Below are 21390 nucleotides of genomic sequence, written 5' to 3' on the forward strand. Positions count from 1 at the left end.
AAGGCCCAGCAGATCACAAGGAGTGATATTTCAGATACTGATAGAGAAGGCAAGTGACCCCAACAGCCCACCGATTCGGCTGCGCAACTGCTCAACTGCCGGAAGCAGCCTGGCCTCCTGGTCCAACGGGAGTGAAATGGCCATCGTTGCGGCATGGCTGCCGACAGTGATCGGAATGGCGGCACAGACCGTGCCGAGTGCATATTCCTGCCGTTCCACGACGGGCTCCATGGACCCTCGTGCGGCAAGTCGCTCGAGCATGGTGCGCCCGTCACCCACCGTGTACGGCGTCACGGGCTGCACGGGATGGCGGCTCAGGTGGTCGCGGCGAGACGGTTCGTCGAGTTGTCCGAGCAGGCACTGGCCCAGTGCATGTGCGTGTCCGGTCTCCCGGAAGTCGGCCCACTCGGGCACGGCGGGGGCGTACGGCGTTTCGGAGACCGCGACGATGTCGATCTCGCCCTCGCGGTAGACGGCGAAATAGACGGGGACGCCGATCGCGTCCCGCCAGTGCGCGAGGGAGTCCTCGAGGGTGGTGCGTCGAGCCTCAGGCGTACCGCCGACCAGACGTTCGACGGCGTCCCCGAGCGTGTACACACCGCTCCGCCGCCGCAGGTAGTCGTCGTGGGTCAGGGTCCGCAGCAGGTGGTAGGCGGTCGGCAGAGGGATCCCGGCCTCGCGTGCGAGCTGCTTCGCGGGAGCCCCGTCCGGATGTGCGCCGGCCGCTTCGAGCAGCCTCAAGGCACGCTGCACGGAGCTGATCAGGGTAGCGGCTTTCGTCGTCCCGGCCACACGTCACCCCCAGGCATGGTGGCGGGCAGCACGCCCACCCGCGAGGGGGCCGCCCCCGCGCGGCCGCCGCAGCCCCGTGCCCTCGACAGGCAACGGCCCCGGGACACCTACAGGTGCTGTTGGGAACGCCGGTGTTCCCGAGAGGCGGCAGAGGCCAGCCAGATTAGACGGGAGGGCCTGACCGCGTACGCCGGTCGGCCGGCCGTTCCCCCGGCCGGGCTAACGGCGGCGCCCCCGGTGGGCCGTGCGGCTACCAGTCACCGCGTGAGCCGGCAGACGACATGAACTTCCTTACGACGAAGACGAGTCCGCCGACCAGGGCGACGAAGACCAGCAGCTTGAAGAGCAGCCCGATCACGAACCCGACGACGCTCGCGATGAGTCCACCGAATACGACCAACGCGATCACAGGGATCGCCACCCACTTGACCCACCACGGCATCCCCGTGAGCATCTCCCGCACAGCCATCGTCCCTACCTCGTTTCTCCGGTTTGCCTGCCCTCGATGCTAGGCGGGCGGAAGCGTGGAAGGGGGCCCGCGAGCCCTTGAACTCCCCTGACCGAACCCCTAGGGACCGGCGGGGTGGGCCGTCAGCTCTCAGGCGGAGAGAAGACCACCATGACCCGGAGGTCCTCGCTGATGTGGTGGAACTTGTGCGGGACCCCCGCCGGCACGTAGACCACGCTTCCGCGCCCGACCTGCGTGGTCTCCATCCCCACGGTGATCGCCGCGCGGCCGCTCACCACGAAGTAGACCTCGTCCTGTTTATGGGGCAGCTGGGGGTCGATCTCACCGGCGTCGAGCGCGTACAGGCCGACCGACATGTTCCGTTCCCGCAGGAACTGCAGGTACGCCCCGTCGTTCGCGGCGCGCTCCGCCTCGAGTTCGTCCAGCCGGAATGCCTTCATGCCTGTCCCGCCCCTGCCATCGGTCCGATCACGTCTGCCACGATCAGACACATGATGAATTTCCTAGTCAAGACGATCGCGAACGCCGGTGCCCTCTGGGTGGCCGTGTGGTTGCTGCAGGACATCACACTGACCGGTGACAGCACCGGCAAGAAGGCCTGGACCCTGGTCCTGGTCGCCCTTCTCTTCGGCCTGGTGAACTTCGTCGTCAAGCCCGTGGTGAAGCTGCTGACCCTGCCTTTGTTCATCCTCACCCTCGGCCTGATCACCCTGGTGATCAATGCTCTGATGCTGCTCCTCACCTCGTGGCTCGCCGACAAGCTGGACCTTGGGTTCCATGTCGACGGCTTCTGGACGGCGGTGCTCGGCGGCCTGATCATCTCCGTCGTCTCGTGGGCGCTGAACCTCGCCCTGCCCGACAAGGACTGAGCGGCGCATGAGCTCCCCGTATCGCGTCTGCTTCGTCTGCACGGGCAACATCTGCCGGTCGCCGATGGCCGAGGCGGTCTTCCGCGCCTGCGTCGAGGACGCCGGGCTCGGCCGCGTCGTGCGCGTAGACAGCGCCGGTACCGGCGGGTGGCACGAGGGGGACGGCGCCGACCCGCGTACCGTCTCGGTACTCGAGGCGAACGGCTACCCCTCGAACCACTCCGCCCGGCAGTTCCGGGCGGAGTGGTTCGACGGCCTGGACCTGGTCATCGCGCTGGACGAAGGACATCTGCGGGCGCTGCGGAGGCTGGCGCCGACGCCGGCGGACGCCGCGAAGGTACGCATGCTGCGCGCGTACGACCCCGCGCAGCCGGAGGACCTCGACGTCCCCGACCCTTATTACGGCGGCATGGACGGTTTCGACGACTGCCTGGAGATGGTGGAGGCGGCGGGCAAAGGACTGCTCGACGCCGTGAGAACTGCACTTGAGGAGCGAGCGGCATGACAGGCACGACCCAGGGGGACGGCACCACGGCGGTACGGGCGGGGCTGCCCGAACCGCTGAAGTACGAACCGACCCTGCCCGGTCCCGTCTTCGCGGCTCACTTCCATCTGCCCGGTGAGCCGACGGGCCCCTATACCTACGGCCGCGACGAGAACCCCACCTGGACCCATCTGGAGCGGGCCATCGGTGAGCTGGAGGCGCCCGGAGAGGTCGTCGAGACCGTCACCTTCGCCTCCGGCATGGCGGCGATCTCCGCCGTGCTCATGTCGCAGCTGAAGGCGGGGGACGTCGTCGTCATGCCCGACGACGGCTATCAGGCCCTGCCCCTGGTGCACGAGCAGCTGCGCGCGTTCGGCATCGAGGTACGCACGGCGCCGACCGTCGGCGACGCACAGGCCGTGCTGCTGGACGGGGCACGTCTGCTGTGGATCGAGACGCCCTCCAACCCGGGACTAGACGTGTGCGACGTGCGGCGGCTCGCCGATCTCGCCCATGCGGCAGGCGCGCTCGTCGCCGTGGACAACACACTGGCCACCCCCCTCGGACAGCGTCCGCTCGAGCTGGGCGCCGACTTCTCAGTGGCCAGCGACACCAAGGGCATGACCGGCCACGGAGACATCCTGCTCGGACACGTGACCTGCCGCGATCCCCAGCTCGCGGCCGGAGTTCGGCGTTGGCGCAAGATCGTCGGTGCGATCCCGGGGCCGATGGAGGCCTGGCTCGCGCACCGGTCGCTCGCCACGCTGCAACTGCGTGCGGACCGGCAGAGCGCGAACGCGCTTGCCGTCGCACGGGCGTTGAGCGGCCGCGCCGAGGTCAGCGGTCTGCGTCATCCCGGACTGCCGGACGACCCCTCGCACAAGATCGCCGCGCAGCAGATGCGGCGCTTCGGATGCGTCGTCTCCTTCAACCTGCCCGACCGCGCCCACGCGGAGTGTTTCCTCGACAGGCTGCGCCTGGTCGACGACGCCACCAGCTTCGGCGGGGTGCGCTCGACCGCCGAACGCCGAGGCCGGTGGGGCGGTGACGCCGTACCCGAGGGCTTCATCCGCTTCTCCGCCGGCGCCGAGGACGGAGACGACCTGGTGGCGGACGTGCTGCGGGCACTGGACGAGGCCGCCACCGCGGCATGGGACGAACCCCCGTCCACGCACACCGACTGACCCTGGTGAACGGGCGGTCCGAGCCTCCCCCCTCATGGCTCGGACCGCCCTCGGCTCCTGCGCGCTAAGAACCGTGCCGACAAGGCTAGTTGACTCACCGTCAGTGTCCAATCACGCTAGCGACAGAGACCTATCGACTTATTTATAGTTGGCCGGGTTCGGGGGCGACGTCGGATCGGGAAGGGCATGGCATGGATCTGGCCCTACTGCGCACATTCGTCACAGTGCACCGGGCCGGGTCGTTCACACGCGCCGCCGCACTGCTCGGACTCTCCCAGCCCGCGGTCACCGGACAGATCCGCACACTGGAGCGGCAACTCGGCCGGCCGCTCTTCCTCCGGCAGGCGCGCGGCGTCACCCCGACCACCATCGGGGACGAACTCGCACACCGCGCTGCACCGCATCTGGACGCCCTGCTCGAGATAGCCGAGGTAGGTCTCGACACCGAGACCGGCATCCGCACGGTCCATCTCGCCGGGCCGCCCGAGTTCACCTCCGCGCGCGCACTCCCCGCGCTCACGCCCCTGATCGGCCAGGGATTCACCCTGCGCGCCTCCTTCGGGAACGCGGAGGAAACCCTCGAAGGTCTCGCCGCGGGCCACCACGACCTCGCCATCGCCACCGCCCGGCCCCGTGGCCGGCTCCTCACAGCCACGCCGCTGTGCGACGAGGAGCACGTCCTCGTCGCGGCGCCCCGCTGGGCGGTCCACCTGGGGCCCTCGGTGTTACGAAAGGGCCATGTCGTCCTCGAACAGCTCCCTGTGGTCGAGGTCCATGAGTCCCTGCCGTTCGTCTCGAGGTACTGGCACTCCGTCTTCGATTCACGGCCGGCCGCAACAGGCACCGTCATCGCGCCCGATCTCAGGGCCGCCCTGGAAGCGACCGCATCGGGAGCCGGGCTCGCCGTACTTCCGCGCTACCTGTGCGAGGACGCCCTCGAACGCGGTCGCATCGTCGCTCTCCTCGAACCACCCGTGCCCCCTCTGCGCACGTACTTCCTGGTCATACGCACCGGCACCCTCGCCCATCCCCATATCGCCCGGGCGCACGAAGCCTTGTTGCGCGCCGCGGCGGAGTGGTGAGGACACGGCACAGAACGCCCACAGGAGTTTCAAGAGCGAAGACATGGGCCACTCTCTTGCCATGACCGAACGACCAGTGGTCAAGCGCACCGCACGCGCCATCCTGCTCGACGGGAACGACCTCATCCTGATCAAGCGGACCAAGCCCGGCGTGGATCCCTACTGGCTCACGCCGGGCGGCGGGGTCGAGCCCGAAGACGCCACCGTCGTCGACGCCCTCCACCGAGAGGTCGACGAAGAGCTCGGCGCCAAGATCACCGATGTCGTCCCCTGTTTCGTCGACACGGTCGAGCACATCGCCGACGGCGGCGTGACGGGGGTGAAGGTGCAGCACTTCTTCGTATGCCGCCTGGAATCCATGGACCCCTCCTTGCGGCACGGCCCAGAGGTCGATGAACCCTGCGGAGGATACGAGATCGTGCGCGTGCCGTTCAGCCGCGTCGGAATCGCTGCCGTCCATCTGGTGCCGCTGTCACTGCGGCACTATCTGGACGGCAACATCGAAGGCGTCAGGGCCATGCACGCACCCGATCTCGGTTGATCCTCAGGATCGAACTATTCGGCGGACCACACCAGTTCATACGCCTCACGTAGATCGGTTCCCACATAGCTGTGGCTGGCCAGTCCGGCGACATGGTGGTCGGCGTTCACGGCCACCGCCGTGGGCACCGCCGCAAAGATCGCGGCATCCGACAGGGAATCCCCGTAGGCGACGCAGTCCTCCATCCCCAGTCCGAATCCTGTGCAGAGCCGGCCGGCGATCTCCACCTTCGCAGCCGCGCTGAGGATGCCTGCCGGATCCACGGGCTGGGTGAAGGGAACGTCCGGGAATCGTGATCCATGAGCTGCGTGGGCGCCCCAGTCCAGCAGCCGCTCCACGAAGAACGACGGCGACAGCGAGATCACAGCGCAATAGTCACCACGCGACCGGATCTCGCTCCACACCTCCCGGATACCCGTGAGCCAGGGAGCGGATTCGAAGGCAGCCGCCACATGGGCCTCGGTGAGATCCGACCACAGGGCGTGAACGCGGACCGCGTACTCCGGCGGGCCGATCCTGCCTGCGATCAGGTCCCGCTCCACCTCACCGATCTCCTCCAGCAGCCCGAGCTGGCGTGAAATCTCGACCGGGGCCGCAGAGCCGCGGATCAGCGTGCCGTCCAGATCGAAGATGTGAAGCCTTGGTCGTCTGCTCATGTACGCCGAGGTTAGTACCCGTGATTACTCCCGCTGTCAGACGCAACCAGACCGTGGTGGCAGGCACCGTGTTTCACGTGAAACCACTCAAGCGTCCCGTTCGCCGGACCACACTCGTAGTCCATGTCGCCGCGTCGGCCGGCTGGCTCGGTCTCACTCTCGGTCTGCTGGCCCTTGCGCTCGCGGCGTACACCTCGCAATCCGCTTCCATCGCGGAAGCGTCGTATCGATCCATGGAGATCTTCACCGACTGGCTGGTACTGCCCTTGGCGCTGCTCACCCTGACCAGTGGTCTCGTACTGTCACTGGGCACACCGTGGGGACTGGCGCGCCATCGATGGGTGTTCATCAAGTTCTGGCTCACCCTCGCGACCACCACCGCGTCCGTCCTCGTGCTCCGCCCCGGGGTCGACAGGGCGGCCGAAACCGTGACCTCGGGCGGTGTCGTCGCGGAACCTCGCGACCTTGTGATGGGGCCCGTGGTCTCGCTGACCACCTATGTGTTCATGACCGTCGTCTCGGTCCTCAAGCCGTGGGGTCCCACTCGGCGCGGCCGCCGGCTCCGCGTCTCGACCGGTTCGCGAAAAGTGGTGGACGAAAGATCAACGCGTCAGACAGCCTGACGTCATGCAGACACCGCTGTCCGAACTTCCCATCAGGCGTCTCACCAAGGACGACTTGGCCGCGTGTGCCGATCTCTCCGAGGACCGTGGATGGCCGCGGGAGGAGCACAAGTGGGGTCTGCTCCTCACAGCAGGCACGGGATACGGGATCGATGATCCTGACGGCAAGGGCCTGGTGACCTCCTGCGTCGTCACGCACTACGGCACGGACCTCGCCGCCGTCGGCATGGTGCTGGTCGCTGAGCGGTACTCCCGCCTGGGCATCGGGCGCCGCCTGATGCAGCACGTGCTTCAGGACATGGGCAGCACCCCGCTCACCCTCCATGCCACGCCCTTCGGACAGCCCCTCTACGAAGACCTGGGTTTCACCATGACCAGCCGCGCCGAGATGGTCCGCGGCCGCTTCACCGCCTCGGGCCGACCGCAGGTTTCGACCCGCCCTGCGACCGCCGAGGACCTGGCCGAGGTGGTCCGTCTGGACACCGAGGTCTTCGGCCTCGACCGCACCCACATGATCACGCGGCTTCCCTCGTTCGCCGACCAGCTCCGCGTCGCGGAGGAGGACGGCAGACTGACGGGCTACGCGGCGGCCTGGCCGAACATGGACACTCATGTCATCGGCCCTCTGATTGCCCGGGACACGGAAACCGCGAAGGCTCTGATCTCCTCCCTGGCCGACGGAACGGACCGGCCGCTGCGCACCGACATCGACGTGCGCCACAAGGACCTTCTCGACTGGGTGAAGGAGCGGGGCCTGGAGCCGATCGCCTTCAACGCCGTGATGACCCTCGGCACGGCGGACCTCCCGGGGGACTGGACCCGCCGTTTCGCTCCACTGACGGTCGCGGCAGGCTGATCGGACATGACGGAGCCCGACGCCGCATAGTTGCACACGCCTTTAGATTGCACACGCGGTCTATTGCGGTCATGGCCTACCCTGGTGGTAAGCCGCTCCGGTACCGAGGAGGAGACAGATGACAGCGACCGACCCCGCTCTTACCGCCCTCGCGCAGGGATGGTGCGCTCTCTCGCTGCTCCACGGCCGCATCGAGGCCCAGATCGGGCGGGCCCTCGAGGCGAAGCACAACCTCAGCGTCCGCGAGTACTCCCTCCTCGACGTTCTCAGCCGCCAACACAACGGCGAAGGCGGTCATCTCCAGATGAAGCAGGTCGCCGACGCCGTCGTCCTCAGCCAGAGCGCCACCACCCGGCTGGTCACCCGACTCGAGGACCGCGGACTTCTGGCTCGCTACCTCTGCCCTACCGACCGCCGGGGCATCTACACCGACGTCAGTGAAGCGGGCCTGCAACTTCTGGCGGAAGCCCGGCCCACCAACGATGCGGCACTTCGCGAGGCACTCGACGAGGCAGCGAAGGACCCGGAGCTCGCCCCGCTGGTCAGAGCCGTCGAGGGGCTCAAGGCGCCGACCGTCGCGGCATAAACCCGGCGCGCGAAAGCTCGGCGAGTGTCCGCGCCTCGTACGGCCCGGGTCGACGTTTCACGTGAAACCCTGTCGATACACGTTTCACGTGAAACGTCGTATGCGGTTGAGAACCGTACGCGGTTCAGAACCGGAATCCTCGCCAACCCTCGGGGTCCACACCCCCGGGAACAGCGTCGCCGGGCTCATAAGGTTCCCTCGTGAAGGCGAATGAGCCCAGATCCAGGTGGCTCACCGAACCGTCGCCTCGACGCACCACCTGTAGCGTCTCTCCTGCGTAGTAACCGTCCAGCCCGACCCACGTCCCGTCGGCGCCGGCCAGAAAGCGCGAGCGGCGCCCCCCTCCGCGCAGCGGCTCCAGCTCCACGCCCTGATCGGCGACAAGGCGCAGGACATAGGCAGAGGTCCCCCAGTACCAGGGGCCGGTCAGCCCCAGCAGCTCTGGGTCGACATCGGGCAGCGGGCGCCACGGCTCAGGAATCTTCGGCTCGGCGTCGGCGACGATGCGCACAAGGTCTGCGGCGACCGTCGCCGCCGGCAGCCCGGAGGTGGCATTGGCCAGCGCCACGGCAGCTACACCGTCGTCGACGCTCGCCCACAGTCCCGCGACGAACCCGGGCAACGAGCCGGAATGACCGACGAGAGTCCGCCCCTCCTGCCGCACGATCTGGAGTCCCAGCCCATAGCTGCCGTTCCACTCCTCCGCCTCCAGCGGCACGGACGGCACCCGCATCTCCCGCACGGACCCAGCAGCAAGCACCCGCTTGTCCCCTTCGGCAAGGAATGCGGCGAACCGGCACAGGTCAGCAGGGGTGGACCAGAGCTGCCCGGCAGGGGCCATGAGCCCAAGGTCCTCGACAGGCTCGGAAAGCATCACGTCCGCCCATGGGTGAACGGCCCATCCGCCGGCATGCGGAGCCTGCGGCTGTGCACTCGTCCGCTCCAGTCCCAGAGGCTCGAGAATCTCCCGCCTCAGCGCCTCCTCCCATGACATCCCTCGGACAGCTTCGACCAGCGATCCCAACAAGGTGTAGCCAGGGTTGGAATAGTGGTGCCGCCGGCCGGCTGGGTGCATCCCCGTGCCCTCACCGAGCACGTCGGAGAGCTGAGGGCGCATGGAACCAGGCGTCCGCTCCCACCACGGAGGCGGCGTCTCGGCGCCGAGGCCGGCAGTGTGCCCCAGCAATTGGGCAATGGTCACCTCACCCACCCCCGTGCCGGGCAGATGCTTCTCCAGCGGGTCGTCGAGATCGAGCAGCCCCTCGTCCCGCAGCCGCATCACAAGGACCGCGGTGAACGTCTTGGTGATGGAACCGATGCGGTACTGGGTGTCCGCGTCCGGCGCATGCCCGTCGACGGACGTACGGGATCCTGTCCACACCAGGTGCCCGTGGCGTTGCACGGCGGCGGCGAGCGACGGTGCGCGCCCTTCGCTCTGAGCTACGGCGATGCGGTGCAGCAGGGAGCGCCGGGTACTCGGCAGCAGTTCTTCCATGGCTGAAGTCATGGATCAGGTCTATCGGTGCCGTCAACCCGCGTCGACCGCATATCCGGTGAGACGGGGACTGATCGGCGACACGGGGACGAGGCCGTCGAGCCGTCTGCCTCGTCCCACCGTGTCCGCGAAGCCGCAGTCAGCAGCCGACGTAGGCCGCGAGGTGCTCACCAGTGAGGGTGGAACGCGCGGCGACGAGGTCGGCCGGTGCGCCCTCGAAGACGACCCGGCCGCCGTCGTGACCGGCGCCGGGACCGAGATCGATGATCCAGTCGGCGTGCGCCATCACGGCCTGGTGATGCTCGATGACGATGACCGACTTGCCGGAGTCGACGAGCCGGTCGAGCAGGCCGAGCAGTTGCTCGACGTCGGCGAGGTGAAGGCCGGTGGTCGGTTCGTCGAGGACGTAGACGCCGCCCTTCTCTGCCATGTGCGTGGCCAGCTTGAGCCGCTGCCGCTCGCCCCCGGACAGCGTGGTGAGCGGCTGCCCCAAGGTCAGGTAGCCGAGGCCGACGTCGCCGAGCCGCTCGAGGATCTTGTGCGCGGGAGGCGTGTGCGCCTCGCCGGCGCCGAAGAAGTCCTTCGCCTCGGTCACCGACATCGCCAGGACCTCGCTGATGTCGCGGCCGCCGAGGTGGTACTCCAGCACCGATGCCTGGAACCGCTTGCCCTCGCACTCCTCGCAGGGTGTGGCGACGCCCGCCATCATCGCCAGATCGATGTAGGTGACGCCGGCGCCGTTGCAGTTCGGGCAGGCGCCCTCGGAGTTGGCGCTGAACAGCGCCGGCTTCACGCCGTTGGTTTTCGCGAAGGCCTTGCGAATCGGTTCGAGCAGCCCGGTGTACGTGGCCGGGTTGCTCCGCCGCGAGCCACGGATCGCGCCCTGATCCACCGACACCACATCCTCGCCGGCCGGGATCGATCCGTGCAGGAGCGAACTCTTGCCGGAACCCGCGACGCCCGTGACGACGGCCAGCACGCCGAGCGGGATGTCGACGTCGACGTTACGCAGATTGTTCGCCGTCGCGCCGCGGATCTCCAGCTTCCCGGTGGGCTTACGCACCGTCTCCTTGAGAGCCGCCCGGTCGTCGAGATGGCGGCCGGTGATGGTGTCACCGGCCCGCAGCCCCTCGACGGTGCCCTCGAAGCAGACGGTGCCGCCCGCCGTACCGGCGCCGGGACCGAGGTCGACCACGTGGTCGGCGATCGCGATCGTCTCCGGCTTGTGCTCCACGACGAGCACCGTGTTGCCCTTGTCCCGGAGCCGCAGCAGCAGGTCGTTCATCCGCTGGATGTCATGGGGGTGCAGGCCGATGGTCGGCTCGTCGAAGACGTAGGTGACGTCGGTGAGCGAGGAACCGAGGTGGCGGATCATCTTGACGCGCTGCGCCTCGCCGCCCGACAGCGTGCCCGACGGCCGGTCCAGCGAGAGGTAGCCCAACCCGATCTCCACGAACGAGTCGAGGGTTCCGCCCAACGTCGTCAGCAACGGCGCCACTGAAGGCTCGTCGAGGCCGCGGATCCATTCGGCCAGGTCGCTGATCTGCATCACGCAGGCGTCGGCGATGCTGATGCCCTTGATCTTCGACGACCGGGCCCCCTCACTGAGCCGGGTCCCGTCGCACTCGGGGCAGGTGGTGAAGGTGACCGCACGCTCCACGAACGCCCGGATGTGCGGCTGCATGGCCTCCTTGTCCTTGGACAGAAAGGACTTCTGGATCTTGGGGATCAGCCCCTCGTAGGTGAGGTTCACTCCCTCGACCTTCACCTTGGTCGGTTCCCGGTAGAGGAAGTCCTGCATCTCCTTCTTGGTGAACTTCCGAATCGGCTTGTCCGGGTCGAGGAAGCCCGACTCGGCGTACAGCCGCACGGTCCAGAAGCTGTCCGACTTCCACCCGGGGATAGTGAACGCACCCTCGGCGATCGACTTGGAGTCGTCGTAGAGCTGGGTGAGGTCGATGTCGGAGACCGAGCCCCTGCCTTCGCAGCGCTCGCACATGCCGCCGGTGCGCGTGAAGGTCGCCTTCACCGTCTTCTTGGCACCGCGCTCGACGGTGATGGCACCGCTCGCCCGGACCGATGGGACGTTGAACGCGTAGGCGCTGGGCGGGCCGATGTGCGGCTGCCCGAGCCGGCTGAAAAGGATGCGCAGCATCGCGTTGGCGTCCGTGGCGGTGCCCACCGTGGAGCGGGGGTCGGCCCCCAGCCGCTGCTGGTCGACGGTGATCACGGTCGTCAGCCCGTCGAGTACGTCGACCTCGGGGCGGGCCAGCGTCGGCATGAAGCCCTGGACGAAGGCACTGTAGGTCTCGTTGATCATCCGCTGCGATTCGGCGGCGATCGTGTTGAACACGAGCGAGCTCTTGCCCGAGCCGGAGACACCGGTGAACACCGTCAGACGGCGCTTGGGGATCTCGATGCTGACGTCCTTGAGGTTGTTCTCCCGCGCGCCGTGCACCCGGATCAGATCGTGGCTGTCGGCGACGTGCAGCGCAGGCGATCGCGTGTCCGTCCTCGTGGCCTTGCTCATCGTGTCTCCATCTGTTGGCGGGCCGCCCTCGCGGTCCCCGTCGGCGTCGCCTGCTCGGCTCGAGCAGTATGTCTGTTTCTCCTTCGCCGGCGCGGCCGAGTCGACGATCTCGGTGCCGCGGGCCTCCAGGGATGCCACCGGCGTCGTGCGCGGCCTCTCGCACGGCCCCGTCCGTGCAAGGCCATGACTGCGATCGCCGGTCGGCTCAGCGGAGCTCGTTGATACGGATCAGGTTGCCGGCGGGGTCGCGGAAGGCGCAGTCGCGGATGCCGTACGGCTGCTCGGTCGGCTCCTGAACAACCTCGGCACCACCGGCCCGCACCTTCTCGCAGGTGCCGTCGAGGTCGGCGGAGGCCAGGGTGATGCGGGCGTAGCTGCCCTTGTCCATCATCCGGGCGATGGCGCGGCGCTCGTCGTCGGTGGTGTTCGGGTCGGCGGCCGGAGGCTCCAGGACGATGGACGTCCCCGGCTGGTCGGCAGGGCCGACCGTGATCCAGCGCATGTCGCCGTACCCGACGTCGTTGCGGACCTCGAAACCGAGGGTGTCGCGGTAGAACGCCAGGGAGGCGTCCGGGTCATTGTGCGGGAGGAAGGCCCAGTGAATGCTGATGTCCATGGCGATGACGCTAGTGACGGGGCCATGGCCCGCGCTTCTCGATTCCTGATCGATCCGGTCGCCGCTCCGGCAGCACCTGTTCGCCGGCTCCGGCCCCGCTGTTCCTCCTGATCCGGCTCCGCGCATCGTCCCCGTTCCCCCATCACCGTCCGCCGTGCTGTGGGAAAATACTCAGGTGAGACGGCAGGATCTCGACGACCTCGTACGCCTGCGGCGGGCCCGCGACCGGATGGACCGCGACTACGCCGAGCCGCTCGACGTCCCCGCGCTCGCACGTGACGCCCTGATGTCGCCGGGGCATTTCTCCCGCAGCTTCCGCGCCGCTTACGGCGAGACCCCGTACAGCTACCTGATGACACGCCGCATCGAGCGCGCCAAGGCGCTGCTGCGCCGCGGCGACCTCACGGTGACCGAGGTCTGCTTCGCGGTCGGCTGTTCGTCGCTCGGGTCGTTCAGCTCGCGCTTCACCGAGCTGGTCGGCGAGAGCCCGAGCGCCTACCGGGCCCGCAACCACGAACAGGGCGCCGCCATCCCGGCATGCATGGCCAAGATCCACACTCGGCCGGTCAGGAACGGAGAAGCGAACCCCACCGCCCGGCCGTAGCGTGACGGCATGGACATCAGGCTTTCCCAATGCTTCATCGCCGTCGACGACCACGACAAGGCGATCGCCTTCTACCGCGACGTGCTCGGCCTTGAGGTACGCAACGACGTGGGGTTCGAGGGGATGCGCTGGGTGACCGTCGGCGCGCCCTCTCAACCGGATGTGAACATCGTCCTGGAGCCGCCCGTCGCCGATCCGAACGCCTCACCGGCCGACAAGGAGGCCATGGCGGAGTTGATGGCCAAGGGCCTGCTGCGCGGCGTCATCTTCGCGACGGACGACTGCGACGCCACCTTCGAGCGCATCAGCGCCGCGGGAGGCGAGGTGTTGCAGGAGCCGATGGACCAGCCCTACGGCGTTCGCGACTGCGGATTCCGCGACCCTGCCGGCAACCTGTTGCGCTTCACCCAGCCCCTGGGGAAGTGAGCCCCTGACGGCCGGTCGGCTTCACGGCCCTCCGACTTCCCTGAAGTCGACCGCCGGCGCCCCCTGCCGGGCATCCGGCCTCCCCGGTGCGCCCGCGGCCTCCGCCCCGTACCAGGGACGTAGTTGCAGGTACCGCTTCCTCATGGCCGGCCCGAGATGCGCCTCGATCCCGTATCCGGGTTCCCCCGGGTAGGGAAGGTCGTGGAGGAACGACGTCACGATGACCTCGATCGCCCCGGGCGTGCAGCGCCGCGTCTCCTCCTCCAGGAAGGCGAGGACCTGACGCCAGTCGGGGCGGTCCGGGTCCCCTTCCCCCAGGTACGAGCGCACGGTGTCCTGCACGACGTCCCAGAAGAACATGTGGGAGAGCACCCCGTGCTCGTTGAAGACGTGGCACTCGTACGCGTCCTCGAAGCCGGGCACCTGAGCGACCAGGTCCTCCACGAGCCGCACACGGCCGACGGCCTTTTCGTCCGCCTCGCGCTTGTCGTCGCCGTCGGCCGTCATGTGCCGGGACGCTTCAGCGCGCCGGCACCAACCGCCGCATTCTCCGCTGCCCGTCAGCCGATCAGGTCTGCGCCATGTCCACGAAGCGCGAGTAGTGGCCCTGGAAGGCCACGGTGATAGTCGCAGTGGGGCCGTTACGGTGCTTGGCCACGATCAGGTCGGCCTCGCCCGCACGGGGGGACTCCTTCTCGTAGGCGTCCTCACGGTGCAGAAGGATGACCATGTCCGCGTCCTGCTCGATCGAGCCGGATTCACGGAGGTCGGACACCATCGGCTTCTTGTCCGTGCGCTGCTCGGGGCCACGGTTCAGCTGCGAGAGCGCGATCACGGGAACCTCGAGCTCCTTCGCGAGGAGCTTGAGGTTACGGGACATGTCGGAGACTTCCTGCTGGCGGCTCTCCGCCCGCTTCGAGCCGCCCGACTGCATCAGCTGCAGGTAGTCGATGACGACGAGTTTGAGGTCGTTCCGCTGCTTCAACCGACGGCACTTCGCGCGGATCTCCATCATCGAGAGGTTCGGTGAGTCATCGATGTAGAGCGGCGCCTGCGACACGTCCGGCATCCTCCGGGCCAGCCGCGTCCAGTCCTCGTCCGTCATCGTGCCCGACCGCATGTGGTGCAGGGCCACTCTGGCCTCCGCGGACAGCAGTCGCATCGCGATCTCGTTGCGGCCCATTTCGAGCGAGAAGATCACGCTCGGAAGGTTGTTCTTGATCGAGGCGGCTCGCGCGAAGTCGAGCGCCAGGGTCGACTTACCCATCGCGGGACGCGCGGCAATCACGATCATCTGGCCGGGGTGCAGGCCGTTGGTCAGGGAGTCGAAGTCGGTGAAGCCCGTCGGCACACCGGTCATCTCGCCGCTGCGCGAACCGATCGCCTCGATCTCGTCGAGCGCGCCCTCCATGATGTCGCCGAGCGGAAGGTAGTCCTCGCTCGTGCGCTGCTCGGTGACGGCATAGATCTCGGCCTGGGCGGAGTTCACGATCTCGTCGACGTCACCGTCGGCGGCGTAACCCATCTGTGTGATCTTGGTGCCGGCTTCGACCAGCCTGCGCAGCACGGCCCGCTCGTGGACGATTTCCGCGTAGTACGAGGCGTTGGCCGCCGTCGGAACCGACTGGACCAGCGTGTGGAGGTACGGGGCACCGCCGACCCGGGTGATCTCGCCCCGCTTGACCAGCTCGGCCGCCACGGTGATGGGGTCGGCCGGCTCGCCCCTGGCGTACAGATCGAGGATGGCCTGGTAGACCGTCTCGTGGGCCGGCCGATAGAAGTCGTGGCCCTTGATGATCTCGACGACGTCGGCGATCGCGTCCTTGGACAGCAGCATGCCGCCGAGAACCGACTGCTCGGCGTCCAGGTCCTGCGGCGGGACGCGCTCGAATCCGGGGGAGCCCCCGTCCCAGCCACCGCTCTCCCTGCCGCGGTCGTGCTGGTCCTCACGACCGCGCCCTTCGTGGCGTCGCTGACGGGAGACGGGGAGTCGGTCCCCCGGACTGTCGGCCGCCCACGGGTCGTCCAAGGGCTCGGAAATGCTCACCCGGGCCACCTCCTCCCGTCCGCTCCACGGACCTACGCCATGGCAGTCTTTTCTATGCCACGGCACTGACAGATCGAGTCGCCGGACTCCGTTTGAAGCAGGGGCTTCCGCACGTCGGGCGACGGTCCACGGTAGGCCCGGCGGGAGCCTCAGCCAATCTGGTTATCCACAGGCACTGTGGACGAAGGATCAGATGCTGTGGAGAACCCTCCGCAACCTGTGCACGGACCGGGGGACAGCACTGTGGAAAAGTTCACGTCCTCCCCCTCATAGCGCCTCTCACCTGGGGTTATCGCATCCACCGCCTGTGGGGGAGAAAAACTTCTCTCGCCGGATCAAGATCAGAACAAACGGCGCACGAACCGAGGAGCAACACCCTCCGAGGTAAGGACTGCTAGTCGCTTGCATCACTTACCTGTGGAAGATTAGATTGGCGCCCATGACACAGCTGACGGCAGGGCCGAAGGAACGTCTGCGGCGGCACGATCGGGAGATCATCGCTCTCGCCGTTCCCGCCTTCGGCGCCCTTGTCGCCGAGCCGCTGTTCGTCATGGTCGACAGCGCCATCGTCGGCCATCTCGGTACCCCGCAGCTGGCGGGCCTCGGCGTCGCGGCTGCCCTGTTGATGACGGCAGTGAGTGTCTTCGTCTTTCTGGCCTATGCGACCACGGCCGCCGTTGCCCGCCGCGTCGGAGCGGGTGACCTGCAGTCGGCAATCCGGCAGGGAATGGACGGCATCTGGCTGGCACTGGCTCTCGGCGTCGCCGTGATCGCGGTCACCCTTCCCGCGGCCCCATGGCTGGTGGAGGTTTTCGGAGCTTCCGATACCGCCGCGCCTCACGCGATCACATATCTGCGCATCTCCAGTCTCGGCATCCCCGCCATGCTGATCGTCCTCGCGGCCACCGGAGTGCTCCGAGGTCTTCAGGACACCCGCACCCCTCTTTATGTCGCGGTCGGCGGCTTCGCCGCCAACGCGGGGCTCAACGCCGGACTGGTCTACGGAGCCGGCTTCGGTATCGCCGGATCGGCCTGGGGCACCGTGATCGCACAGTGCGGAATGGCGGCCGCATACCTGGTCGTCGTCGTCCGAGGAGCACGTAAGCACGGTTCCTCGCTCCGGCCCGACGCGGCGGGGATCCTGGCGAGCGCCCAGGCGGGGGTACCGCTGCTCGTGCGTACGCTCTCCCTGCGAGCGGTCCTCGTGATCGCCACTGCCGTGGCGGCCAGGCTGGGTGACACGGACATCGCCGCGCACCAGATCGTGCTGTCCCTCTGGAGCCTGACGGCCTTCGCGCTGGACGCGATCGCTATTGCCGGACAGGCCATCATCGGGCGCTATCTGGGAGCTGGTGACGCAGAGGGGGCCAAACAGGCCTGCCGGCGGATGGTGCAGTGGGGAGTGGTCTCGGGCGTGGTGCTCGGGATCCTGATCGTGGCCGCCCGGCCCCTCTTCGTCCCCCTGTTCACTGGTGATCAGGCTGTCCGTGACACGCTGCTCCCCGCGCTGCTGGTCGTCGCGGTGTCCCAGCCGATCGCCGGTGTGGTGTTCGTGCTGGACGGTGTCCTGATGGGCGCCGGTGACGGCCCCTACCTGGCAGCGGCCATGCTGCTCACGCTGGCGGTGTTCGCCCCGGTCGCCCTGCTGGTGCCCGCTCTCGGGGGTGGACTGACCACTCTGTGGTGGGCGATGACCTTGATGATGTCCGTCCGATTGATGACCCTGTGGTGGAGGGCACGTTCCGGCCGGTGGATCGTGACGGGGGCTGCGCGCTGAACGCCGTTTCACGTGAAACGGCGCCACCATGAAGAACCCGCCACCACACAGACGGCGAAAGGGCCGCACCCGACGGGGTGCGGCCCTTTCTCTTGCTCTGGCGAGCGTCAGCGCTTAGGCGGCGACGACCTCGACGCCGAGCTGCGCGGCAACCTCGGGGTGCAGACGCACAGACACCTGGTGCGAGCCCAGGGTCTTGATCGGCGAACCGAGCTCGACTCGACGCTTGTCGACCTCCGGACCACCGGCGGCCTTGATCGCCGAGGCGATGTCGGCCGGGGTGACGGAGCCGAAGAGGCGGCCGGCGTCGCCGGAGCGAACAGCGAGGCGCACCTTGACGGCCTCGAGCTGACCCTTGATGGAGTTGGCCTGCTCGATGGTCGCGATCTCGTGGATCTTGCGGGCGCGGCGGATCTGCGCCACGTCCTTCTCGCCACCCTTGGTCCAGCGGATCGCGAAACCGCGCGGGACCAGGTAGTTGCGAGCGTATCCGTCCTTGACGTCGACGACGTCGCCGGCGGCACCGAGGCCAGAAACCTCGTGGGTGAGGATGATCTTCATGTTTCGGTCACCCTTCCCTTATCGCGCGGTGGACGTGTAGGGCAGCAGCGCCATCTCACGGCTGTTCTTGACGGCCGTGGCGACGTCACGCTGGTGCTGCGTGCAGTTGCCGGTCACGCGGCGGGCACGGATCTTGCCGCGGTCGGAAATGAACTTCCGCAGCATGTTCGTGTCCTTGTAGTCCACGTACGCGGTCTTGTCCTTGCAGAAAGCGCAGACCTTCTTCTTAGGCTTGCGCACAGGCGGCTTCGCCATGGTGTATCTCCTGTGTGATCAAGAAGTGGGGTACGAGCTGCCCTAGAAGGGCGGCTCGTCCGAGTAGCCGCCGCCAGAGCCCCCGGAGCCGCCGGAGCTTCCGCCCCAGCCGCCCCCGCCCTGCTGGCCGCCGCCGGACGGCGCGCTGGTGGCCCAGGGATCGTCGGCGGGAGCACCGCCGCCCTGCTGCTGGCCACCGCCGGGGCCGCCGCCCCAGCCGCCGCCCTGCTGGCCGCCGGCACCGCCGCCGTAGCCGCCCTGGCCGCCGCGACCGGTGGTCTTGGTGACCTTGGCCGTGGCGTTCTTCAGGCTGGGGCCGACTTCCTCGACGTCCAGCTCATAGACCGTGCGCTTGACGCCCTCGCGGTCCTCGTAGGACCGCTGCTTGAGCCGGCCCTGCACGACGACACGCATGCCGCGCTGGAGCGACTCGGCGACGTTCTCCGCCGCCTGACGCCAGACCGAGCAGGTGAGGAAGAGGCTCTCGCCGTCCTTCCACTCATTGGTCTGGCGGTCGAAGGTGCGGGGAGTGGACGCGACACGGAACTTCGCGACCGCCGCACCGGACGGGGTGAAGCGCAGCTCGGGGTCGTCGACGAGATTGCCGACGACCGTGATGACGGTCTCGCCTGCCATGGGTGAACCTCTCGGCGGGATTGCTGCTGGCTGCTTGCTGCTACTCGAAACCCGATGACCTCTGAGCTAGATGCTCAGTGGGTCTCGGGGCGGAGGACCTTGGTCCGGAGGACCGACTCGTTCAGGTTCATCTGGCGGTCGAGCTCCTTGACGACCGCAGGCTCGGCCTGCAGGTCGATGACCGAGTAGATGCCCTCGGGCTTCTTCTTGATCTCGTAAGCGAGACGACGACGGCCCCAGGTGTCGACCTTCTCGACCTTTCCGTTGCCCTCACGGACGACGGAGAGGAAGTTCTCGATCAGCGGGGAGACAGCGCGCTCCTCGAGATCGGGGTCGAGGATGACCATCACCTCGTAGTGACGCATGTGGAACCCACCTCCTTTGGACTCAGCGGCCACGGTCGTTCCGTGGCAGGAGGGTCGTGATGCGTGAGCAACGGTATCGGCCGCCACTGACAATCCCCCTCGTCGAGTGGCGATCGCGTCGTGGCCTGGGCAGACACCGGTGCAGACCGTACAGAGTACCCGCACTCCGGCTTCCGGTTGAAATCCGGTGGCCCATGGCCTCAATCTGTACACATCGGGTGGACGCGGCGCTACGATGCGCCGCCTTCCGGCAAAGCCAGGAGGTGCCTCATGGCACAGGCAATGCGACGTCACTCCTCTGTCTCGCTGCTCGCCACGGACGGCAAGCCTCATCCCCTTCAAGACACCCTGATGGCGGTGACGCTGGTACTGGGCGCTCTCGCGTTCATCTCGGCGATGTTCCACAATCTGCATCTGCTCAGCTCATGGGCCGGGCTCATCGGAATCGGGACGGGCGCGTACGGACAGTTCATCTCCGCGACGACCCGTGAGCGGTTCCTGCTGATCATCGGGCTGGGCGCATCCGCGGTGGGGTTCTTCCTCGGGATGGCCCACGGCGGACTTTTCGGTGGCGTCCTCGGCTGAGGCCGGGGGGCGTCGAACCCAGGGGCGGGGATGGGAGCGGGCCGGCCGGCGGCCCGCTCCCGCGCACAGCCATTCGGGCCCCAGCCACGGACCAGTAGGCTTCGGCGCGAGAGCCGGAGCCCCTGACCCATGGGGACACACCTGCCGAGGAGCGCCCCGCATGAGCCTGACCCTGAGGACCATCAGCCGTGAGCAGCATCTGGCATACATCCAGACCCTGCCCTCGGCGAGTCACTGCCAGGTCCCGGCGTGGGCGGACGTGAAGACGGAGTGGCGCTCGGAGAACCTTGGTTGGTTCGACAAGAACGGTGAGCTCGTCGGCGCGGGCCTGGTGCTCTACCGCCAGCTCCCCAAGATCAAGCGATACCTGGCGTACCTCCCCGAGGGCCCGGTGATCAACTGGTACGCCCCCAACCTGGACGACTGGCTCCAGCCGATGCTGGCGCACCTGAAGAACCAGGGCGCGTTCTCGGTGAAGATGGGGCCGCCGGTCGTGATCCGCCGCTGGGACGCCCCGGCGATCAAGGCCGGTATCCAGGACCCGGACGTGAAGCGGCTGCGCGACGTGGAAGCGACGCACATCGAGCCGCGCGCGTTCGAAGTGGCCGACAGGCTGCGGAAGATGGGCTGGCAGCAGGGCGAGGACGGAGGCGCCGGCTTCGGCGACGTCCAGCCCCGGTACGTCTATCAGGTGCCGCTGGCCAACCGCTCGCTGGACGATGTCCTCAAGGGCTTCAACCAGCTGTGGCGGCGCAACATCAAGAAGGCCGAGAAGGCCGGCGTGGAGGTCGTGCAGGGCCGCTACGAGGACCTCGCCGAATGGCAGCGGCTGTACGAGATCACTGCTGAGCGGGACCGTTTCCGGCCGCGCCCCCTCTCCTACTTCCAGCGCATGTGGACGGTGCTGAACAACGAGGACCCCAACCGCATGCGCCTGTACTTCGCGCGGCACAACGGGGTCAACCTGTCCGCGGCGACGATGCTGGTCGTCGGTGGTCATGTCTGGTACTCGTACGGCGCCTCGGACAACATCGGGCGCGAGGTCCGGCCCTCGAACGCGATGCAGTGGCGGATGCTCCGCGACGCGTACGCCATGGGCGCGACGGTCTACGACCTGCGGGGCATCAGCGACTCGCTCGACGAGACGGACCACCTCTTCGGCCTGATCCAGTTCAAGGTCGGGACCGGCGGCGAGGCCGTCGAGTACGTCGGTGAGTGGGACTTCCCGCTGAACAAGCTCCTCCACAAGGCGCTGGACATCTACATGTCGCGTCGCTGACGACGCCGCGGCCGACTCCGTAGTCTCGTACATACCTCTGATACACCGCAGCCACCAGAAAGGTTCCGGGCC

Annotated in this window: 26 protein-coding genes; 13 read left to right on the forward strand and 13 right to left on the reverse strand. The window is 67.8% G+C overall.

The genetic code is table 11. The features are described 5' to 3' along the window. Positions 1–30 precede the first annotated feature (30 nt). The 3 genes from MDN94_RS07560 to MDN94_RS07570 all read right to left on the reverse strand — a co-directional run bounded on the left by MDN94_RS07560 (position 31) and on the right by MDN94_RS07570 (position 1701). Complete coding sequence (locus MDN94_RS07560) at positions 31–753, reverse strand: IclR family transcriptional regulator (RefSeq protein ID WP_482725139.1); 723 nt, start codon at positions 751–753, stop codon at positions 31–33. A 289-nt stretch (positions 754–1042) separates the two neighbouring features. Then, entirely contained in the window at positions 1043–1255 is a 213-nt protein-coding gene (locus MDN94_RS07565) for a DUF5326 family protein (protein ID WP_441263702.1), read from the reverse strand. Between the two features lie 128 nt (positions 1256–1383). Beyond that, a complete protein-coding gene (locus MDN94_RS07570; protein ID WP_005315079.1) occupies positions 1384–1701 on the reverse strand; it encodes a cupin domain-containing protein in 318 nt (105 codons plus the stop codon). A 51-nt stretch (positions 1702–1752) separates the two neighbouring features. Here MDN94_RS07570 and MDN94_RS07575 point away from each other — a divergent pair, with 51 nt between their 5' ends. The 5 genes from MDN94_RS07575 (at position 1753) to MDN94_RS07595 (ending at position 5421) form a co-directional block, all read left to right on the forward strand. Then, the gene (locus MDN94_RS07575; RefSeq protein ID WP_453454499.1) at positions 1753–2130 is read left to right on the forward strand and encodes a phage holin family protein; all 378 of its coding nucleotides are present in this window, start codon (positions 1753–1755) and stop codon (positions 2128–2130) included. A gap of 7 nt (positions 2131–2137) precedes the next feature. Then, on the forward strand, positions 2138–2635 hold the full coding sequence (locus MDN94_RS07580; protein WP_482725140.1) for a low molecular weight protein-tyrosine-phosphatase: 498 nt from the start codon (positions 2138–2140) through the stop codon (positions 2633–2635). Beyond that, a complete protein-coding gene (locus tag MDN94_RS07585) occupies positions 2632–3798 on the forward strand; it encodes a cystathionine gamma-lyase (protein ID WP_482725141.1) in 1167 nt (388 codons plus the stop codon). The genes MDN94_RS07580 and MDN94_RS07585 overlap by 4 nt, the downstream gene beginning before the upstream one ends. Positions 3799–3989: 191 nt before the next feature. Then, on the forward strand, positions 3990–4880 hold the full coding sequence (locus MDN94_RS07590; protein ID WP_482725142.1) for a LysR family transcriptional regulator: 891 nt from the start codon (positions 3990–3992) through the stop codon (positions 4878–4880). 61 nt (positions 4881–4941) lie between these two features. Next, positions 4942–5421 (forward strand): NUDIX domain-containing protein, encoded by a 480-nt coding sequence (locus MDN94_RS07595; RefSeq protein WP_453461181.1) that lies wholly within the window; start codon positions 4942–4944, stop codon positions 5419–5421. A gap of 14 nt (positions 5422–5435) precedes the next feature. Here MDN94_RS07595 and MDN94_RS07600 read toward each other — a convergent pair whose 3' ends face one another. Next, positions 5436–6077, reverse strand: coding sequence for an HAD family hydrolase (locus MDN94_RS07600; RefSeq protein WP_482725143.1), 642 nt, complete (start codon positions 6075–6077; stop codon positions 5436–5438). Between the two features lie 77 nt (positions 6078–6154). Here MDN94_RS07600 and MDN94_RS07605 point away from each other — a divergent pair, with 77 nt between their 5' ends. The 3 genes from MDN94_RS07605 to MDN94_RS07615 all read left to right on the forward strand — a co-directional run bounded on the left by MDN94_RS07605 (position 6155) and on the right by MDN94_RS07615 (position 8142). Continuing rightward, complete coding sequence (locus MDN94_RS07605) at positions 6155–6700, forward strand: DUF2269 domain-containing protein (RefSeq protein WP_482725144.1); 546 nt, start codon at positions 6155–6157, stop codon at positions 6698–6700. A 4-nt stretch (positions 6701–6704) separates the two neighbouring features. Beyond that, positions 6705–7556, forward strand: a complete 852-nt coding sequence (locus tag MDN94_RS07610) for a GNAT family N-acetyltransferase (protein WP_482725145.1) — start codon at positions 6705–6707, stop codon at positions 7554–7556. A 118-nt stretch (positions 7557–7674) separates the two neighbouring features. After that, positions 7675–8142 (forward strand): MarR family winged helix-turn-helix transcriptional regulator, encoded by a 468-nt coding sequence (locus MDN94_RS07615; RefSeq protein ID WP_482725146.1) that lies wholly within the window; start codon positions 7675–7677, stop codon positions 8140–8142. Positions 8143–8266: 124 nt separating this feature from the next. Here MDN94_RS07615 and MDN94_RS07620 read toward each other — a convergent pair whose 3' ends face one another. The 3 genes from MDN94_RS07620 to MDN94_RS07630 all read right to left on the reverse strand — a co-directional run bounded on the left by MDN94_RS07620 (position 8267) and on the right by MDN94_RS07630 (position 12783). After that, complete coding sequence (locus tag MDN94_RS07620) at positions 8267–9649, reverse strand: serine hydrolase domain-containing protein (RefSeq protein ID WP_482725147.1); 1383 nt, start codon at positions 9647–9649, stop codon at positions 8267–8269. Positions 9650–9776: 127 nt separating this feature from the next. Beyond that, positions 9777–12167 carry an ATP-binding cassette domain-containing protein gene (locus MDN94_RS07625; RefSeq protein ID WP_482725148.1) on the reverse strand — a complete coding sequence of 797 codons (2391 nt, stop codon included), beginning with the start codon at positions 12165–12167 and terminating at the stop codon, positions 9777–9779. A gap of 205 nt (positions 12168–12372) precedes the next feature. Continuing rightward, complete coding sequence (locus MDN94_RS07630) at positions 12373–12783, reverse strand: VOC family protein (protein WP_482725149.1); 411 nt, start codon at positions 12781–12783, stop codon at positions 12373–12375. Between the two features lie 229 nt (positions 12784–13012). Here MDN94_RS07630 and MDN94_RS07635 point away from each other — a divergent pair, with 229 nt between their 5' ends. Together MDN94_RS07635 and MDN94_RS07640 are read left to right on the forward strand one after the other, a co-directional pair. Then, positions 13013–13387: a helix-turn-helix transcriptional regulator gene (locus MDN94_RS07635; RefSeq protein WP_482727028.1), complete on the forward strand. Its 375-nt coding sequence runs from the start codon at positions 13013–13015 to the stop codon at positions 13385–13387. 9 nt (positions 13388–13396) lie between these two features. Further along, positions 13397–13813, forward strand: a complete 417-nt coding sequence (locus MDN94_RS07640) for a VOC family protein (RefSeq protein ID WP_453461156.1) — start codon at positions 13397–13399, stop codon at positions 13811–13813. Between the two features lie 21 nt (positions 13814–13834). On the opposite strand, the gene MDN94_RS07645 is transcribed toward MDN94_RS07640, so the two are convergent. Both MDN94_RS07645 and dnaB read right to left on the reverse strand, forming a co-directional pair. Then, complete coding sequence (locus MDN94_RS07645) at positions 13835–14320, reverse strand: hypothetical protein (protein WP_482725150.1); 486 nt, start codon at positions 14318–14320, stop codon at positions 13835–13837. A 61-nt stretch (positions 14321–14381) separates the two neighbouring features. Next, on the reverse strand, positions 14382–15842 hold the full coding sequence (gene dnaB / locus MDN94_RS07650; RefSeq protein WP_482727029.1) for a replicative DNA helicase: 1461 nt from the start codon (positions 15840–15842) through the stop codon (positions 14382–14384). Between the two features lie 457 nt (positions 15843–16299). On the opposite strand from dnaB, the gene MDN94_RS07655 reads away from it, so the two are divergent. Then, positions 16300–17637 carry an MATE family efflux transporter gene (locus MDN94_RS07655; RefSeq protein ID WP_482725151.1) on the forward strand — a complete coding sequence of 446 codons (1338 nt, stop codon included), beginning with the start codon at positions 16300–16302 and terminating at the stop codon, positions 17635–17637. Positions 17638–17751: 114 nt separating this feature from the next. Here the strand turns inward: MDN94_RS07655 and rplI are convergent, their stop codons facing one another. From rplI to rpsF, 4 genes are all read right to left on the reverse strand, one after another. Next, entirely contained in the window at positions 17752–18198 is a 447-nt protein-coding gene (gene rplI / locus MDN94_RS07660) for a 50S ribosomal protein L9 (protein ID WP_005315027.1), read from the reverse strand. A gap of 18 nt (positions 18199–18216) precedes the next feature. Then, positions 18217–18453, reverse strand: coding sequence for a 30S ribosomal protein S18 (gene rpsR, locus MDN94_RS07665; protein WP_005315025.1), 237 nt, complete (start codon positions 18451–18453; stop codon positions 18217–18219). Positions 18454–18495: 42 nt separating this feature from the next. Continuing rightward, positions 18496–19089, reverse strand: a complete 594-nt coding sequence (locus MDN94_RS07670) for a single-stranded DNA-binding protein (protein ID WP_482725152.1) — start codon at positions 19087–19089, stop codon at positions 18496–18498. A 74-nt stretch (positions 19090–19163) separates the two neighbouring features. Then, on the reverse strand, positions 19164–19454 hold the full coding sequence (gene rpsF, locus MDN94_RS07675) for a 30S ribosomal protein S6 (RefSeq protein WP_004950685.1): 291 nt from the start codon (positions 19452–19454) through the stop codon (positions 19164–19166). Between the two features lie 270 nt (positions 19455–19724). Between rpsF and MDN94_RS07680 the strand changes: the two genes are divergently transcribed. Both MDN94_RS07680 and MDN94_RS07685 read left to right on the forward strand, forming a co-directional pair. Next, the gene (locus tag MDN94_RS07680) at positions 19725–20039 is read left to right on the forward strand and encodes a hypothetical protein (protein ID WP_482725153.1); all 315 of its coding nucleotides are present in this window, start codon (positions 19725–19727) and stop codon (positions 20037–20039) included. 160 nt (positions 20040–20199) lie between these two features. Then, positions 20200–21318 (forward strand): lipid II:glycine glycyltransferase FemX, encoded by a 1119-nt coding sequence (locus MDN94_RS07685; RefSeq protein ID WP_005315017.1) that lies wholly within the window; start codon positions 20200–20202, stop codon positions 21316–21318. Positions 21319–21390: the final 72 nt, after the last annotated feature.

The organism is Streptomyces sp. WAC00040 (genome assembly GCF_056835925.1).

Excerpts from the sequence above, each read along its gene's own strand:
- rpsR (WP_005315025.1), bottom strand. The coding sequence starts at position 18,453 with ATGGCGAAGCCGCCTGTGCGCAAGCCTAAGAAGAAGGTCTGCGCTTTC.
- rplI (WP_005315027.1), bottom strand. The coding sequence starts at position 18,198 with ATGAAGATCATCCTCACCCACGAGGTTTCTGGCCTCGGTGCCGCCGGC.
- MDN94_RS07610 (WP_482725145.1), top strand. The coding sequence starts at position 6,705 with ATGCAGACACCGCTGTCCGAACTTCCCATCAGGCGTCTCACCAAGGAC.
- MDN94_RS07645 (WP_482725150.1), bottom strand. The coding sequence starts at position 14,320 with ATGACGGCCGACGGCGACGACAAGCGCGAGGCGGACGAAAAGGCCGTC.
- MDN94_RS07615 (WP_482725146.1), top strand. The coding sequence starts at position 7,675 with ATGACAGCGACCGACCCCGCTCTTACCGCCCTCGCGCAGGGATGGTGC.
- MDN94_RS07630 (WP_482725149.1), bottom strand. The coding sequence starts at position 12,783 with ATGGACATCAGCATTCACTGGGCCTTCCTCCCGCACAATGACCCGGAC.
- MDN94_RS07640 (WP_453461156.1), top strand. The coding sequence starts at position 13,397 with ATGGACATCAGGCTTTCCCAATGCTTCATCGCCGTCGACGACCACGAC.
- MDN94_RS07600 (WP_482725143.1), bottom strand. The coding sequence starts at position 6,077 with ATGAGCAGACGACCAAGGCTTCACATCTTCGATCTGGACGGCACGCTG.
- MDN94_RS07580 (WP_482725140.1), top strand. The coding sequence starts at position 2,138 with ATGAGCTCCCCGTATCGCGTCTGCTTCGTCTGCACGGGCAACATCTGC.
- MDN94_RS07585 (WP_482725141.1), top strand. The coding sequence starts at position 2,632 with ATGACAGGCACGACCCAGGGGGACGGCACCACGGCGGTACGGGCGGGG.
- MDN94_RS07595 (WP_453461181.1), top strand. The coding sequence starts at position 4,942 with ATGACCGAACGACCAGTGGTCAAGCGCACCGCACGCGCCATCCTGCTC.
- MDN94_RS07680 (WP_482725153.1), top strand. The coding sequence starts at position 19,725 with ATGGCACAGGCAATGCGACGTCACTCCTCTGTCTCGCTGCTCGCCACG.
- rpsF (WP_004950685.1), bottom strand. The coding sequence starts at position 19,454 with ATGCGTCACTACGAGGTGATGGTCATCCTCGACCCCGATCTCGAGGAG.
- MDN94_RS07575 (WP_453454499.1), top strand. The coding sequence starts at position 1,753 with ATGATGAATTTCCTAGTCAAGACGATCGCGAACGCCGGTGCCCTCTGG.
- MDN94_RS07635 (WP_482727028.1), top strand. The coding sequence starts at position 13,013 with ATGGACCGCGACTACGCCGAGCCGCTCGACGTCCCCGCGCTCGCACGT.
- MDN94_RS07670 (WP_482725152.1), bottom strand. The coding sequence starts at position 19,089 with ATGGCAGGCGAGACCGTCATCACGGTCGTCGGCAATCTCGTCGACGAC.
- MDN94_RS07655 (WP_482725151.1), top strand. The coding sequence starts at position 16,300 with ATGACACAGCTGACGGCAGGGCCGAAGGAACGTCTGCGGCGGCACGAT.
- MDN94_RS07590 (WP_482725142.1), top strand. The coding sequence starts at position 3,990 with ATGGATCTGGCCCTACTGCGCACATTCGTCACAGTGCACCGGGCCGGG.
- MDN94_RS07620 (WP_482725147.1), bottom strand. The coding sequence starts at position 9,649 with ATGACTTCAGCCATGGAAGAACTGCTGCCGAGTACCCGGCGCTCCCTG.
- MDN94_RS07685 (WP_005315017.1), top strand. The coding sequence starts at position 20,200 with ATGAGCCTGACCCTGAGGACCATCAGCCGTGAGCAGCATCTGGCATAC.
- MDN94_RS07570 (WP_005315079.1), bottom strand. The coding sequence starts at position 1,701 with ATGAAGGCATTCCGGCTGGACGAACTCGAGGCGGAGCGCGCCGCGAAC.
- MDN94_RS07625 (WP_482725148.1), bottom strand. The coding sequence starts at position 12,167 with ATGAGCAAGGCCACGAGGACGGACACGCGATCGCCTGCGCTGCACGTC.